Raw genomic sequence first — 14,839 nt, forward strand, 5'->3', positions numbered from 1 at the left:
ATTTATATAAAAGTAAAAAAAGGATGTATAGGAGGAAAAGAAATGAAGAAGAATAGTAAGAAGAAAAAGCTGATGGCAGCTGCAGCAGCTCTAGCATTAATCGCAGCCATCTCCGGGACGTTTGCCTGGATTACTGCACAGGATCAACGGATTAACCGAGCGGAATCGGCAGCGGTTAATGACAACAGTGTAACGGTGAAAGAAACTTGGGAACCAAAACCATTGGTACCAGGAACCGAAGCAACCAAAGAAGTAGCCGTATCCAACACGGGTACAGCCAGTGTATTTGTTCGTGTATCTTACGAAGAAGTGTTGAAGCATTTGGATAAATTAGGTGCTGAAAAGTACGATTCAAGTTCAGTTACTGGAGCGAAATATACGTATGTGGCGAACGATTCAGGTTTGAACAAGCATATGCCGATCAATTTTAATGGGGATCAAACTTACAAAGATGGTTTTATTATTGTACCTGCGGGTCAGATTACCGGTTTAGCAACACCTGCAGATGACAACGTGAAGCTATTGGTTAAGGGTGGAAAAACAGTCGACGCAGTTACTGGCGTTGAAAAAATCAGTTACGAATCTAAATTAATGCATGAATACTTCACCCATGCAGATAACTCTGGAAAAAAACCTGGCGATGTTGGGTATGATGCAAGCAAAAACAAATATCAAGCAATGAGTTTTGATATTGCAGTGAACAATGAAAACAGTAGCCTTGATGCAAAAGACTGGAACTTTACCTTAAGTAATGTGAAATACGGTTACTATGAAAATGGCTATAAGAATACAGCCGTTAACTGGGCAAAATCTTCTCTACCAGATGAAGATGGTGCAGCGACAGGTCGAGCATTGCTTGGTACTGACGGTGTTCGTTATAGCGTAGATTACGACTATACTTTCGGTGGACTAGGTTATACCAATGCGGCTGGTCTTCCAACAGTAACACCAGCAACAGTAGCAGATCAAATCCCGACAGCAACTGGTAATAAGGGGGTTCAGGCAGATACAAACGGTTTAGGTAAGAATAATATCCGTATTGGATACAGTGCAGATATGACAAATACGACTGCTTTAGATAGTAATAAATGGGTTTACAACGCAGATGATGGCTGGTTCTATTACACAGTTCCAGTGAAATCAGGCGAAACAACGAAGAATCTATTAGAAAAACTAGTCTTTGAAAGTGCAATGGGTACTGAATACACCAATGCTTCGTATGATTTGATTGTGAAAATGGAAGCTGTTCAAGCCAATGCGGATGCGCTAATTGACACAGCAGGTTGGAACTTAGGTGAAGGTTCAGCACCAACTGGTGATACTTTACTAATTGTGAACAAACTTAAAGCAGGCATTTAATTGAAAAGGACACCATGAAATGAAGGGAGAAGTGGCAGATGTTGAGAAAACTTACAACAGTATTAAGCAGCATCCTGTGTTTCTGTTTCTTCTTTTGCAGTACGTACTCAGTACAAGCGGCAAAAGCACTTCCTCCCGGCATGGTGATCGGGGATTCTGAAGGAATGTATGCCACATCTGACGGAGAATATTATATTGATTTAGTGGATATTCTCCCAGGAGATGTGTACAAGAAAGAGATAACTATTCGTAGTTTGGACTTAGAAGACCCCTTTTCTTTAGGCATGCTGGTTGAAGAAATAGACTCAACCGGATCGTTAGATTGGAAAAACCACATTACCATGACCTTAACCTTGGATGGCGAACAAATCTATAAAGGCTCGCTATTAGGTGATAGCGGTAAAGATTGGAGTAAAGTCCCATTGGAATTAGGAGTATGTAAGTATGGAACAGATAAACTCATGATCGCTGAATTTGCGGTAGATTCCCAATTAACAAATGAAAATTTGCGGGAAAAAAGCGCGCTGAACTTCTACTGGACATTTGTAGGGACAAAAGATCAGCCGATCGAGCCAACTAAACCCTCTGTATCTGAAGAACCTACGCCTTCTATTGAAAACCCAACTTTACCTAAAATAGAACCCAGTGTTCAGTCAAACGGAAAGCGGTTGCCCCAAACGGGTGAACACATTGTCTACAAATTTCTATCAGGATTATTATTGGTCTTGATTGCCTTGTTCTTATGGAAAAAACGTCGAGAGGAGGAGGAGGTATGAGTCAGCGCGATAAGCGTCGTCATTTGTTCCATACATTTGTTAGAAGCAAAGGTCTGTTCGCCTTCTTCTCTCTTTTGTTGAGTTTATTATTAGTAACAGGAAGTACCTATGCCTGGATTACCTCCAATGATGAACGAGTAAATAGGACGGAAGCTAACCAAAGAAAACTGTCCGCCAAGATTGACGGAAATCTCGATATGGTTCGTCACTTCGCTCCTGGAACAAAGGAAGCAAAAGAAATACGGGTGACAAACAATGGAGAAGTTCCGGCAATTGTACGGCTATCATTAACCGAATCATTTGTTAGTTTTGAAACAGATGTGAAGGATAATCATAGTCCGGGCAATGGAAATGGGGATCTTATGTCTTATGGAACCCCGGTTCTTCCGGTTATAAGCTTGAAGGATACTAGTACCTGGATTGTCGGCAAGACCTATGAAATCAGTGCAAATAAGCATTATAAAGCCAATCATGTATTGAAGGATCTGCCATATGTCTATCAAGGAACACGACCAGAACCTATGCCTGCGATTCAACTAAATTTTACAAGCGGGAAGGTATTTGACAGCAACACGCAACCATCGGGGACAGACTCTGCTTACTGGTATTACGAGAATGGTTTCTTTTATTATTCAGAAGTACTTAAAGCTGGAGAAAGCTCCACCAGTTTATTAACTAGTGTTACGTTAAATCCAGCCTATTTGAATCAGTATAAAGGAGCTTTTTACAAATTGGTTCCTGAAATGGATGCCCACGATATTACCAGAGAATTGTACTCTGATTGGGGGATTTCTTCTACTGATTTCGCCTATAACATGTACCAGGACCAACTATATAAATAAGGAGGAGCAAGATGAAACGGAAAAAGCCATTGGCTCGAAAACTGAGTTACTTACTTGTTTCAATTGTTCTCGTCCTCCTTTTGCTTGGTGGTAGTTACTTTGTTTATGCTGCGATGACAGCTAAAGACCGTCGAACAACTGATTTTCAAATTGGACAAATAGAAACCCAGCTTGATGAGGACTTTGATGAAGCAATCACTGAAATTCATAAGAATCAAAGTAGAACAAAGAAAGTAACGGTTAAAAACACTGGAACCATCAAACAATTTATTCGGGTAATGGTATTGCCGGAAACACAGGTGGATGTTGCAGATGATCCTCAAAGCAAACAAGCTTTGCCTATCGCTGTTGGAACGGACTTAATATTAGAGCAATTAAATACAGTGGACTGGAAATATGGTGGTGATGGCTATTACTACTATATAAAAGAAGCTGTGAAACCATTGGAAAATACAGAACCTTTGTTCAATTCAATTAAACTCGATAACAGCCTCCATCAAATGTATCACCAATCTGCTTTTACTATTTCAATTAAAGTTGAAGCAGTGAATTGTGCAGAGTATGTGTACCGGGATGCTTGGTGGCAAGGAGCAGTTCCTGCTGATCCAACGCTGAAGGCAGTTGATGACAAGTTAAAGGCTCTTGTAGAAAAGTAATGTTGAAAAAGGGACACAGGACTCTTCTGTATCCCTTTTTTAAAAAGAATAACATTCGGCTAATAATTATTGATTCAAGAATTTTAGGCACGAATGAGAGTATTTATAGATAGAAGGAAGCGTGGAATTCGGTGGTTTATTTATTGTTGCTGGTGTTAGGACTCGCATTAATTGTTCACAGTTATCTACTCATGTCGTTGATAAAGAGTCAAAAAGATATCCAGATAAAGCTGGTCCGTCTATCTCGCTTGAAAGAACAGAGACGACCGATTCAGAAAGCAACACCACCTCGAAAAAATCAAACAAAGGAAAACTTGAGATAGAAGGGGAAAGAATCATGAATCTTGGCTATGCACGAGGGTATCAATTTAATCAGCAGCTAGACATGTTAGAGGATTATCCAATAGAGGAGCTTTTTTCTGATGGAAATCAGGAGATTAAGGCAATAAATTCTCCTGCTAGCGAATTTCAGGCGTTGCTAAATTTTGCACAGTCAGGCGACCACGTAGTCATCACGTCCTGGGAAGTGATTTCACGAGATTATCGACAAATCTTGGCATGCCTAGATCAATTAGAAGCGTTGGAGTTGACTTTAGATGTATTGACACTGCCACATTTAACCATTGAAGAGTGGCGTCAAGTATTTCGTTGGTCTATACATAACGATCGTTTGTTGCATCCAACTTTATTTAAGTTAGGAAAAGAAAGAGAACGCAGTAAAGCAGCCTACTCTCTTTTCAGCAAGGAACCTGAAGCACGAAAACTGTACCGCGAAATCATTTGGTTGTTAGTAGAAAAACAAACAATCCGTCAGGTTGCACGTCAAAAACGGGTGCCGCTAGAAACCGTTTATCGCATTCAACAAGATCTAAAACAAATTCAGTTGGCTGTAATATTAGTCTTATGTTTTTTATTGGCAATATTTAGTATTAAGCTGGCTGAATCCTATTTTGACCAATTATGGATACAAGTAGTCATTTGTATTGCAGTAACCTTAATTATCATCTGGAATGTGCTGTTGGATACTGAGACTGCAGATCCTATTGAAAAAGAAAAAAACTAACAGAAGATAAAAAGAGAAGGTGATTCTAATGCAACATGCATTGATTTTGACAAAGAATATAGTATCAGAAGAAGAAATTATTGGAAAATTACGACGATTAAACTTTGAAACATTATGTTCAGCAGATTTACTCTATCATTTACAAAAGTATACGTCTTCTTCATTTTTATCTTATTTTCATTGGGTATTTTTAAGCGAAACGTTATGCAATGAAGAAGTAGATATCGTGTTAAATCAGCTAAAGCATCATCCTTTTTTCTTGGTACGAATGGTAGAAAAGACAATGGATGAAGAAGAAAGTGTCTATTGGGAAGAAAAAGGAATGTCTGGAAGCCTAAAAAAGGATGCAACATTTGAAGAGATTCGCGAAAAATTACATGAGCTTCAAAAAGACATGCGTGATAACCAAATAGTTAGTAATAAGATCGTAGTTCTTGGCAATGCTGAAAAAGATGATTTAAAGCCACTTACAACCAGACTTTCCAAGACAGAAAAGAAGCTTTTTGAAAATCTATTAAGTGCATATTCAAAAGGATTGGTTCTGTCACGAGTTGAATTGTGTGAGCGATTATGGCCTGAAGGACCAACGCCTTCAAACATGAGCCAGCTCTCTTGTCTGATTAATAAGCTGAAAAGAAAGCTTGAAGAAGGCGGAATTACTGGTGAAACTATCATTACTTTATGGGGTAGAGGGTACAAGCTGGGCAGCGAGTTTTCCGAATTCTGGATCCAGCATGCGTAAGAGGTTGACATTAGAAAAAATTAATTAGACTAAGCTTGTTGGCAGATGTTTATTACACAATAAAGTCTTCGTTGGTTTTTGCACTGCAAAGTAGGACTGAAAGGGATGATTCAAGAATGAAAGTAACATTTAGGTATAAAATAGGCGCACTTATCTTGGCAATAGCAGTAGCAGGCACCCTCTTCTTCTTTGGTGCAAAGCCTGACGAAACGCCTCAAACAGTCAAAGCAGCAGAAAATAATATTTCAGGAGGCATAAGCTTTGAAGAACACAAAGACCTTTTCGGAGATTCCTATCGTGCGGCAAATGATGCTTACAATGCCAAGCATGGATTTGATCCATTGAGTGGCAAGGTCGTCACCGTAGATACGTACAGTTCAACTACTTCTAGTGCGAATCAGTGGGGATATGGATTTGTGGAAGCTTATCAGGATGAAGATGTCACGAAGATTATTATGTTAAATGATATCAGCTCACCAACAAGTGGCTCGGGAAATATTGGTAAACGGAAAAATTCGATTGAAATCGATGGTGGAGGGTATAAACTTCTACTTTATCGTAGAAACCTCTCCATTGCAGAGCCAACAAGTGGAACTCAATCAGTTTTTCATATGCATGATCTGACAGCTGCTCAATCAACTGACTACTCTGGGTCTGGAGGTTCAGAAGCTGCCTATCGAAAATCTCTTATTAGAGGAGACAATGGTATCCATGGTGATGGTGATGTTTCTAAAAATTGGTATTTTAGATTTGGAAATGTCTTTACGGACTATGATCCAGCCAAATATGAGGGAGAAAATGAAAACTATTCAACCTTTGTGGGGCGTTGGGCAAGAGTAAATCAGTCGGAAGTAACTATGTATGGTTATAATATATTGGTTACTGGTGCTGAAAACTTTTATACAGGCAGCATAGTAGTCGAAGATAATACAGTTTGGAAAGGAACCAACTGTGGGCAAAACTATTCAGTAGTGTGGTTTACAACGCGACAGCTTGATGGTTCAACTGGATTAAGTGGTGAATTTACAATAGGAAAGAATGCTTTTGTTTATTTAAGAAATACAACTGGGGGAACAACTTATCCGGCAATCTATGATAACTATTCAACGATTACTGTAGGAGAAGGTTCTTATTATAATGCAAATATGCAAGGAAGAGCTATCTCTAATTATGATGCGACAGAGCTAAACAACAGGTATCCTTCTAAAAAGTTTATTGCTAAAGAAAATTCACATGTTAATCTTTTGTCACGAGGAAATGGATCAGTTGTTAAACTAGACTATAACAATAGTAGTGTTAACTCAGATATGACATTTACAGCTGAAAAAAATTCAGAAGTTTTTATTTATGGTTCTACTACTGATGGTGTTATATCTATGGCTGGTAACGGAAGCTTATTTGAATTAGATACACCAAAAATGTTTGAAATTCGGAACAGTAATACACGTTCTTTCCTAAATATTTCCAACAATAATATTTTTAGAATCAAAGATACTGACATCAATACCTGGAAGAATGCTACTGCTTTGACGAATCCAGCAGACTTTGTTTATGAAAAAGTGGGTCATCTTACGGCGGCTGGTCCAACTGTAACCTCAAGTAACAGTGATTTGCAAACTAGCTTTACTAGTAATGGTTTCCGCAGAATCAATGGTCTGAATGTACCGCCTAAAGTAGTCTGGGATTATGTAACTGACGCAGAGAAATCTTATCGTGCACGCGTTAGCTTAGGGCTAATTCCTACCGGCCAATTTGATAGTAATGGTGTAGCAATTATGACTGAATCTTGGGCGCTACCAGGTCAGGCCGTAGTGTCGCTTAAAGATACTTACGGAAATATCCGTGGTCCTCTTGCTCTTCAAAGTGATGGGTATGTAAAATATACGGATACTGAGTTTCAGAAAGCAACTTTCGATATGGAGGGAACTGCTACTAGAGGTATTACTTGGACAGGAGATGTCGGTAAGACAACTGTTATTGATGTGACACCACCAACTCCTATAAGTCTGACTAAAGGAAAGATTACGACGACGGATAAATCATTGAGCGCTACTGGCGTTGAACCGAATGCAAAGGTCTATCTATCGGTAAACGATGGCCCATTAACTGCTGTTGGAACCGCGAATGCTGCAGGTGAATGGTCACATCAACTAGGCTCTGCTTTTGCAAAGGATACTAAAGTCCAAATTTATTTAGAGGACAATGCGGCAGATTATCCAGCTAATTTTAACAGCACAGGCTTAGAGTCTACTCACATAGCATCAGGTAACCGTAATCCTAAGACAGATGTAACGTATAAAGATGCAACTTTTAAAGCCGCAACTACCTATATAGTCGAACAAGCAACCGTTAAATTGCACATTCGCCAAATGGCCGTAGCGTCAGCCGCTGACAGAGAAATACTGACTACACCAACAGAAGGATATTTAACAATCGAAAACACCGATACGATCAAATACAATACGCATGTTAATAGTGGGTATGAGTTAACAGATGCGGCAGACAATGATCAGGTAGATTTCAACTCCATTGTAATTGAGCTTGTTGATGCAGACACTTATAGTAAGCTGAAATTTAAACCAATTATTCCAGGATATTATCAGAACCAGGGGTACATTGTTAGTGATACTGCTGAGAAGCCTTCAATCACCACACATACGGTTCAACCAGGAGAGTATGAATATGACTTCAATGATGGCGTTTATGAAAAATGGTTAACGATATATATTAAGCCCAATCAAACTGATATAAAACCCTACAATTGGGATTATAAAGTCAACGATATTGGGACAATTAAAATTCCATAGCCCAATCAAGCTTCTTCAATCACTTAATCATTTAGAAGGTGCGAACAATCAAAAAATTCTGGATAGGAATGACACTAATTTTTATCGGCCTATGCTTCCGTTCTAATGAAGCATAGGCCACCCCTAAAGCAGAAACGCAACAAACAATTACTAGCCTGAGTGAACGGCTAAGCCAGCTAAACGATGAAATCTCTACAAGTGTGGTGCAGCAGGAGGAGCAAGAGAAGGCCATCCAACAGTTAAATAAAGAGCTGGAAGCTCAAGAGAAAACAGGGAACTAAATGATGGAAAAACTGAATCAGCTGGAGCAAGAAATTTAAGCACGTGTTCGCTCCATCCAATTAAAGGATTCAGAACAAAAGACGAGTTTCTTTCAACTTGATAATTGGACAAAGAGACTTAGTTCCCAAAAGGGCATTGAAACAATTCGTAAAACGGATGGTACTAAAGCAAAAGAATATTCAGCATTGGTTGAAAAGCTAGCGAAGCAACAAAAAGAGCTGGAAAATAAACGACAAGAGTATCAGACGGCTCTAAACGATACCCTTAAGGAGCAAACAAGTAGCAAGAACCAATTAGAGCAGGAACTGCAGGATAATGAGGTCCTTCTAAAAAAATTCGAGAGGAAGAACAGCAACAAGAATTATTGCAAAAAGTACAACAGCAAGAGTTATTGGAACAATTAAGTTTGGGGCAGTCATTATCAACAGACGAAGAGATTAGCGATAAGGCTCAGGCAATCATTTTATCAGCTAAGCAGTACTTGGGTGTTTCTTACGTTTGGGGAGGAACGATCACAACAGGATTTAATTGTAGCGGATTGAGTAGTGGGTATTTGCTCAAAATGGAGTAGCGCATCCTAGATTAAGTCAGGCACAGCAGGCTTCTGCAAAAGAAATTCCTATTAGCGAAGTTCAACCAGGTGATTTAGTCTTTTGGGGCAGATCCGCACATCATGTAGGACTTTATATTGGAGATGGCTACTTTATTCAAGCGCCACAGCCTGGAGATGTAGTAAAAATCATTCATGTTAGCTGGTATCCGCTTGAAAGTGTAGGTCGCGTTTTATTTTAGTCTATCTAGTTTCTTAGATAGACTTTTTGCTGATTGGGTTTAGAGGTAGTTAGATCATCTTTAGCATAAAAAAATCTTTTGAGGAGGAGAAAAATGAAGTTTGAGAAGTTGTTTGGTTTATGCTTATTGTTAGTATGTAGTTTTTGCTGGGGTGTTTCGGAGGTGTCTGCTGATGAGAGTAAAGTGTATATACCATGTAGTGATTTGAGAGAAAGTGTAATTCAGTATAGCCAAATAGAAAATAATGAAATTATTGAGAATGAATTACCGACTATAAAGCAAATTCAGAATGTTGAAGGGGAAATTTTTGCAGGATGTTTTGGTTCTTTAGAAGGCGTTCAATATGCAAAAAATGCTTCAAAGTTAAATTGTAGTGGCTTTGGTGTGATGGATTTTCGCCCTATTACGGGTATGACTAATCTTGAAGAGTTCTATTCCTATGCTGCAGGAATAGATGAATTGCCGGACGCGATTCTGGATATTAGACCATTTGGTAAACTGAAAAAGATAAAAAGTTTACAATTTGGGGCGGCAGATATCCAAGACTTGACGGTTCTTGATGAATTACCTAATATAGAAACTTTTTATGCAACTAACAATGAGAGGATTAAACTTCCAACAGTTTATGTTGATAAAAAAACTAAAAAGTTTATTATGGAACACCCTATAGAATATTCAAGCCATTTCACGGTTAAGACGGTTGAATCTGAGTTAACAAGTGAGGACGTAGCGTTATCACCTTATATAAGTAATGGTGCAGTTATCATTGATAACTTAGATGAGAAAGTTACAGAAGTAGAATTCTGGTTTAAAGGAACTTCGGAAAATGGAAGTCACTTTGCAGGTTTTTATAGTAATTTCAATTGCTGGGCTCCGGTAAAATGGTATTAGTTTTTATTAGCACTTCAGTAAGACAAAGTAATTTCCTGTAGAAAAAGCAGCTCGGCGTTACTGTCCGAGCTGCTTTTTTTTAATCTGCTGTTTTTTCTCACCAATACCTAAATAGAAGGGTGTTCTTTAAAATAGTTTTTCGTATATTCAACAAACTTTACAACAGCCGGTGTAATAATATCTTTAGGCAAAAGAATGCCTAATTCAATGAAGGCTGGTGGATTCAATTTCTTCTTAACCAAAGTAACATTTCTGCCTTTGGTGATGAGCTCATTCATCACGCTCATTCCTAAACCTTCTTCAATCATTGCTAAAGCTGAATAATTTTCAAAGGTTTGATAGCTGATTTTAGGAGTTAGTGAATATTTTCTCAATAAATTAGATACATCTTCATCATTTCCGCCGGCTGTAACGATGAAATCATCATGCTCAATATCTTTCAAGTCATAGACATCTGCATCAGCTTTGGGGTGATCCAAGGGTAAAACCGCAATCATTGGATCGGTACCCAGAGGAATCCATTTATAGTTTTTAATGTTTTGACTGCTGGCAAATCCGAAGTCGACTCTTTTATCATCTAGTAATTTTATGATCTCTTGATTGACACCTTCAGTTATTTTAATTCTAATCTTGGGATATTCGTGATTGAACTGTTTGATGATTTTTGGTAACCAGTGATTGGCAACACTAGGATAGCTCCCTATATGAATACTCCCTTGATTCAAGTCGTGCATTTCACTCAAGGTCTGTTCATATTTCTCTTCTAGCTTGATAATAGAACGTAAAATCGGTAGAAGCTCTGCCCCATCATGGGAGAGTGTTACCCCTTTTTTAGAACGAAATAGAATCTTAAACCCTATTTCTTCCTCCAAAGAGTTCATCATATGAGAAATACCTGAGACAGTGTATCCCAACTCTTCCGCTGCCTTGGTAAAGCTTCCTAAATCCACTACTTCCAACAAAACTTTATACTTTCTAGTATCCATTTAGTATCCACCTTTATAAGCAATTTCCAGAGACATCCGATTGATTCCGCTTATTGTTGAAAAGTCTTCAAGGATAAGTTTAGAAATTAGCGATTTACTTAATGATACAGCTAAATTATATTATTCACAAGAGCCTATTTCTATTAAATTGGTTAGTGATGTTTTTTACAAATTTGATAGAAGTTTAGAGCTTCCAAATGACACACATCATTGGTAATGGGAGAGTCGATCGGAAAATCAGAATAGTCAGCTAAAACAATTAACACAAATAGTGAGTTGACTATTGATTCGAAGTACTAGGGAGCTTCAATTCCTGCTAGTACGTCATAATTTGGAACGATTAGCGAACGCAATCGTGAGCTATTTAATTTTTCTATATATAGCGGCATTATAAATACAGGAGGTGAAATAAATTGACACAAATTCTTATACCATTAAAACAACATGTTGGCGCTCCTTGCAAAGGGATTGTCAAAGCGGGAGAAATGGTCAAGCGTGGTCAGTTGGTTGCAAAGCCAAACGGTCTTGGTGCCAATATCCACAGTAGCTTTTCAGGAAAAGTTGTAGACGTTAGTGAAGAAAGTGTTGTCTTGACGATTGATGAGGAACAAGACTTTTCCAGCTATTTACCGATTCCTGAAACCGACACAATGATTAAAGCGGTAGAAGAAGCAGGAGTGGTTGGTGCCGGTGGCGCTGGTTTTCCGACATTCTTGAAATTGGCTTGTGATATTCCTGAAGGAGTATTCATTGCTAATGGAGCAGAATGCGAAGCGTTACTTGCACATAATGTCAAACAAATGGATGAGCATATTGAGCAACTAATCCGCGGAATGAAGTATTGCCTTGAAATGACGAACGCACCAAAGGGTGTAATCGCAGTGAAAGGAAAACATCGTTCGCTTGTAGTTCGGTTACTTAAAGCAACTTCGCAGGTGGACAACCTTGAAGTTTATCAATTGCCGGATATCTATCCAGCAGGCGATGAACGAATGATTGTTCGTGAAGTTATGGATATTGTTCTTGAACCTGGCCAGCTTCCGACTGAAGTTGGGGCAGTAATTGACAATGTTGAAACCATCAAACGTATTGCCGAGGCCATTGAAGACCGTAAACCATTCATCGATAAAGATGTTACGGTTTCTGGACGTGTGAAACAAAAAGAAACAGTCTTTGTGGATGTACCAATTGGAACACCAGTTAAAACTTTGATTAATAATGTGGGTGGTTATGTCGAACCTCACGGCGAAATCGTTATCGGCGGACCGATGACTGGACGCAGCGGGGAAGAAATGACACCAATCACTAAAACAAGTGGCGGCGTGCTCGTAGCAATGCCGTTTCCACAAGAACACCGTAAAGTCGGCTTGCTGATTTGCGAATGCGGTGGTTCAGCAGAACGTATGACCGAAATCGTGAATAACATGGGCGCCGAAGTTGTCGCTGCAGAACGCTGCAAGCGAATGGTAGAAGTAAATGGAAGATATAGGTGTGCCTTACCAGGTATATGTCCAGGTCAAGCGAAGACGGTAATGTCCTTGAAGAAACAAGGCGCCGAAGTAGTAATGACCGGATCCTGTTCTGATTGAACGAACACCGTCATGGGTGTAGCTCCTAGGTTAGGAGTTCCGGTTTATCATCATACAGATCATGTACTGCGGGCTGATGGGCACAGGTTATATCGTAAATTACCGACAAATTAAGAAAATCTCAGGAGGAATTAACGAATGTCCATCACAGCAGACACTGCAAAAGAACATGCAAAAGATCCAGCAGTATTATGTTGCCGTGCGGAAGCCGGCAAAGTAATCGCACCAGATGATTTAGAAGATCCAGCGATCTTCGAGGATTTAGAGGATTCAGGATTATTAGAAATCCCTGAAGATGCTCTAACAATCGAACAAGTACTTGGTACTACATTAAATAAAACTACAGATGCATTGATTCCTTTAACAAGAGAGATTCTCGATGGTGTGAAAGAAGTAGTGGTAGAAACGCCAGTAGAAGAACCTGAGATGATTGAAGAATTACCAGTTTCTGAACCTGAAGCTGCTGCACCAGCGCCAGTAACCGTACCGTTTGCAGGCGGCACTATCAAGATTCATATTGCTGAAGGAAAAGGTATCGACTTAGAAGTTCCTATGTCAGTTGCCGGATCAATGGGCGTTGCAGCACCTACTGCACCAGCGCCAGTTGCTCCCGAACAAGTAGCCGTTCCTGCACCGCAAGCACCTGCTGCGGAAGCAGAAGTAGAAGAAAAAGTCATTCGCTCTGTTCGCCGTGATTATTTAAAGATTAACAAAGTAGAGTTTGGCGAAGAAACGAAAATTGAAGGAACAACCTTAATCTTACGTAAGATGGAAGAGATGTGTGCGGAAGCTGTTGAGCTAGAAGAGCTAGTGGAAAGCATGACCTTCGAAATTATTACACCAGACCGTTACGACGAATATAGTGAAACCATCATGGATGTACAACCGATTGCGGCTAAAGCAGAAGGCGGTATCGGCCATGGAGTGACACGAGTATTAGACGGCGTTGTGTTGGTGGTAACAGGAACAGATGCCAATGGTGTTCAAATCGGAGAATTCGGCTCATCAGAAGGCGAATTAGACCGGAACATCATGTGGGGACGTCCTGGTGCCCCAGAAAAAGGCGAAATCTTCATTAAAACCCAAGTAACGATTAAAGAGGGCGCCAATATGGAACGTCCTGGACCATTGGCAGCTCATAAAGCTTCTGACCTGATCACACAAGAAATTCGTGAAGCGATCAAAAAAGTGGACGATTCACTAGTAGTTGACTCACAAGAAATCGTGCAAAAACGTCGCTTTGGCAATAAACGTGTCTTGATCGTGAAAGAAATCATGGGACAAGGTGCGATGCACGATAACTTGATTATGCCGGTTGAACCAGTTGGTACCCTTGGCGCGAAGCCAAACGTTGACTTGGGGAACTTGCCAATCATGTTAGCTCCAACTGAAGTATTGGATGGTGGGATCCATGCATTAACATGTATTGGACCAGCGTCAAAAGAAACCTCTCGTCATTACTGGAGAGAACCATTGGTCATGGAAGCAATGGAAGATCCAGAAATTGACTTGGTAGGTGTGATGTTTGTCGGTTCACCTCAGGCAAACACGGAAAAATACTATGTATCAAAACGTCTAGGTATGACGATTGAAGCGATGGATATTGACGGAGCGATTGTTACAACCGAAGGCTTCGGAAATAACCACATTGACTTCGCTTCTCATATCGAAGAGATCGGTAAACGCGGCGTGAAAGTAGTCGGTGATTCTTATTCAGCTGTTCAAGGTGCATTGGTTGTCGGCAACTCAGAAATGGGCGCCATGGTGGATAACAACAAATCCAAACAAGGAATCGAAAACGAAATCTTGTCTAATAACACCCTGTGTAAAGAAGACGCGATTCGTGACTTGGCCATGTTGAAAACATTAATGGGCGGCGGCGAAATCAAAACAGCAGAACGCAAGTGGAACCCAAATGTGAAGTTGAACAACATCGAAATCATTGAAAAAACGACAGGGAAGAAAATTGACCTGGCAGACAATGAACAAGTGTTGCCGAAGAGTAAAAAACGTCAAGAGATTTACGAAAAAGACTAGATTTGGGTGACGAATAA

General features: G+C 39.7%; 12 protein-coding genes and 1 pseudogene. 12 read left to right on the forward strand and 1 reads right to left on the reverse strand.

Annotated elements, in window-relative coordinates; translation table 11 throughout:
- Nucleotides 1–42: 42 nt before the first annotated feature.
- The 10 genes and pseudogenes from IGI49_RS03840 (at nt 43) to IGI49_RS03885 (ending at nt 10,210) form a co-directional block, all read left to right on the forward strand.
- Entirely contained in the window at nt 43–1,359 is a 1,317-nt protein-coding gene (locus IGI49_RS03840; protein WP_429963422.1) for a hypothetical protein, read from the forward strand.
- 41 nt (nt 1,360–1,400) lie between these two features.
- Nucleotides 1,401–2,135, forward strand: coding sequence for an LPXTG cell wall anchor domain-containing protein (locus IGI49_RS03845; protein WP_429964964.1), 735 nt, complete (start codon nt 1,401–1,403; stop codon nt 2,133–2,135).
- Nucleotides 2,132–2,977, forward strand: a complete 846-nt coding sequence (locus tag IGI49_RS03850; protein WP_429963423.1) for a hypothetical protein — start codon at nt 2,132–2,134, stop codon at nt 2,975–2,977. The genes IGI49_RS03845 and IGI49_RS03850 overlap by 4 nt, the downstream gene beginning before the upstream one ends.
- 11 nt (nt 2,978–2,988) lie before the next feature.
- The gene (locus IGI49_RS03855) at nt 2,989–3,633 is read left to right on the forward strand and encodes a hypothetical protein (RefSeq protein ID WP_429963424.1); all 645 of its coding nucleotides are present in this window, start codon (nt 2,989–2,991) and stop codon (nt 3,631–3,633) included.
- 337 nt (nt 3,634–3,970) lie between these two features.
- Nucleotides 3,971–4,696, forward strand: coding sequence for a recombinase family protein (locus tag IGI49_RS03860; RefSeq protein ID WP_429964965.1), 726 nt, complete (start codon nt 3,971–3,973; stop codon nt 4,694–4,696).
- A gap of 28 nt (nt 4,697–4,724) precedes the next feature.
- Nucleotides 4,725–5,438 carry a winged helix-turn-helix domain-containing protein gene (locus tag IGI49_RS03865; RefSeq protein ID WP_429963425.1) on the forward strand — a complete coding sequence of 238 codons (714 nt, stop codon included), beginning with the start codon at nt 4,725–4,727 and terminating at the stop codon, nt 5,436–5,438.
- 116 nt (nt 5,439–5,554) lie between these two features.
- Nucleotides 5,555–8,245 carry a pectate lyase-like adhesive domain-containing protein gene (locus tag IGI49_RS03870; protein ID WP_429963426.1) on the forward strand — a complete coding sequence of 897 codons (2,691 nt, stop codon included), beginning with the start codon at nt 5,555–5,557 and terminating at the stop codon, nt 8,243–8,245.
- A gap of 646 nt (nt 8,246–8,891) precedes the next feature.
- Nucleotides 8,892–9,098: a hypothetical protein gene (locus IGI49_RS03875; protein WP_429963427.1), complete on the forward strand. Its 207-nt coding sequence runs from the start codon at nt 8,892–8,894 to the stop codon at nt 9,096–9,098.
- Nucleotides 9,099–9,133: 35 nt separating this feature from the next.
- Nucleotides 9,134–9,319: pseudogene (locus IGI49_RS03880) on the forward strand (C40 family peptidase); the annotation flags it as partial.
- Nucleotides 9,320–9,412: 93 nt separating this feature from the next.
- A complete protein-coding gene (locus IGI49_RS03885) occupies nt 9,413–10,210 on the forward strand; it encodes a hypothetical protein (protein ID WP_429963428.1) in 798 nt (265 codons plus the stop codon).
- A 107-nt stretch (nt 10,211–10,317) separates the two neighbouring features.
- On the opposite strand, the gene IGI49_RS03890 is transcribed toward IGI49_RS03885, so the two are convergent.
- Nucleotides 10,318–11,196: a LysR family transcriptional regulator gene (locus IGI49_RS03890; RefSeq protein ID WP_429963429.1), complete on the reverse strand. Its 879-nt coding sequence runs from the start codon at nt 11,194–11,196 to the stop codon at nt 10,318–10,320.
- Nucleotides 11,197–11,609: 413 nt separating this feature from the next.
- Here IGI49_RS03890 and prdC point away from each other — a divergent pair, with 413 nt between their 5' ends.
- Nucleotides 11,610–12,899 (forward strand): proline reductase-associated electron transfer protein PrdC, encoded by a 1,290-nt coding sequence (prdC, locus tag IGI49_RS03895; protein WP_429963430.1) that lies wholly within the window; start codon nt 11,610–11,612, stop codon nt 12,897–12,899.
- A 24-nt stretch (nt 12,900–12,923) separates the two neighbouring features.
- On the forward strand, nt 12,924–14,822 hold the full coding sequence (prdA, locus tag IGI49_RS03900) for a D-proline reductase (dithiol) proprotein PrdA (RefSeq protein WP_429963431.1): 1,899 nt from the start codon (nt 12,924–12,926) through the stop codon (nt 14,820–14,822).
- Nucleotides 14,823–14,839: the final 17 nt, after the last annotated feature.

The organism is Enterococcus sp. AZ071, assembly GCF_050499065.1.
Classification (GTDB): domain Bacteria; phylum Bacillota; class Bacilli; order Lactobacillales; family Enterococcaceae; genus Enterococcus_A; species Enterococcus_A ferrettii.

Coding starts and splice junctions, on each gene's coding strand:
- IGI49_RS03850 (WP_429963423.1), top strand. CDS start 2,132: ATGAGTCAGCGCGATAAGCGTCGTCATTTGTTCCATACATTTGTTAGA.
- IGI49_RS03885 (WP_429963428.1), top strand. CDS start 9,413: ATGAAGTTTGAGAAGTTGTTTGGTTTATGCTTATTGTTAGTATGTAGT.
- IGI49_RS03870 (WP_429963426.1), top strand. CDS start 5,555: ATGAAAGTAACATTTAGGTATAAAATAGGCGCACTTATCTTGGCAATA.
- IGI49_RS03840 (WP_429963422.1), top strand. CDS start 43: ATGAAGAAGAATAGTAAGAAGAAAAAGCTGATGGCAGCTGCAGCAGCT.
- IGI49_RS03890 (WP_429963429.1), bottom strand. CDS start 11,196: ATGGATACTAGAAAGTATAAAGTTTTGTTGGAAGTAGTGGATTTAGGA.
- prdA (WP_429963431.1), top strand. CDS start 12,924: ATGTCCATCACAGCAGACACTGCAAAAGAACATGCAAAAGATCCAGCA.
- IGI49_RS03860 (WP_429964965.1), top strand. CDS start 3,971: ATGAATCTTGGCTATGCACGAGGGTATCAATTTAATCAGCAGCTAGAC.
- IGI49_RS03865 (WP_429963425.1), top strand. CDS start 4,725: ATGCAACATGCATTGATTTTGACAAAGAATATAGTATCAGAAGAAGAA.
- IGI49_RS03855 (WP_429963424.1), top strand. CDS start 2,989: ATGAAACGGAAAAAGCCATTGGCTCGAAAACTGAGTTACTTACTTGTT.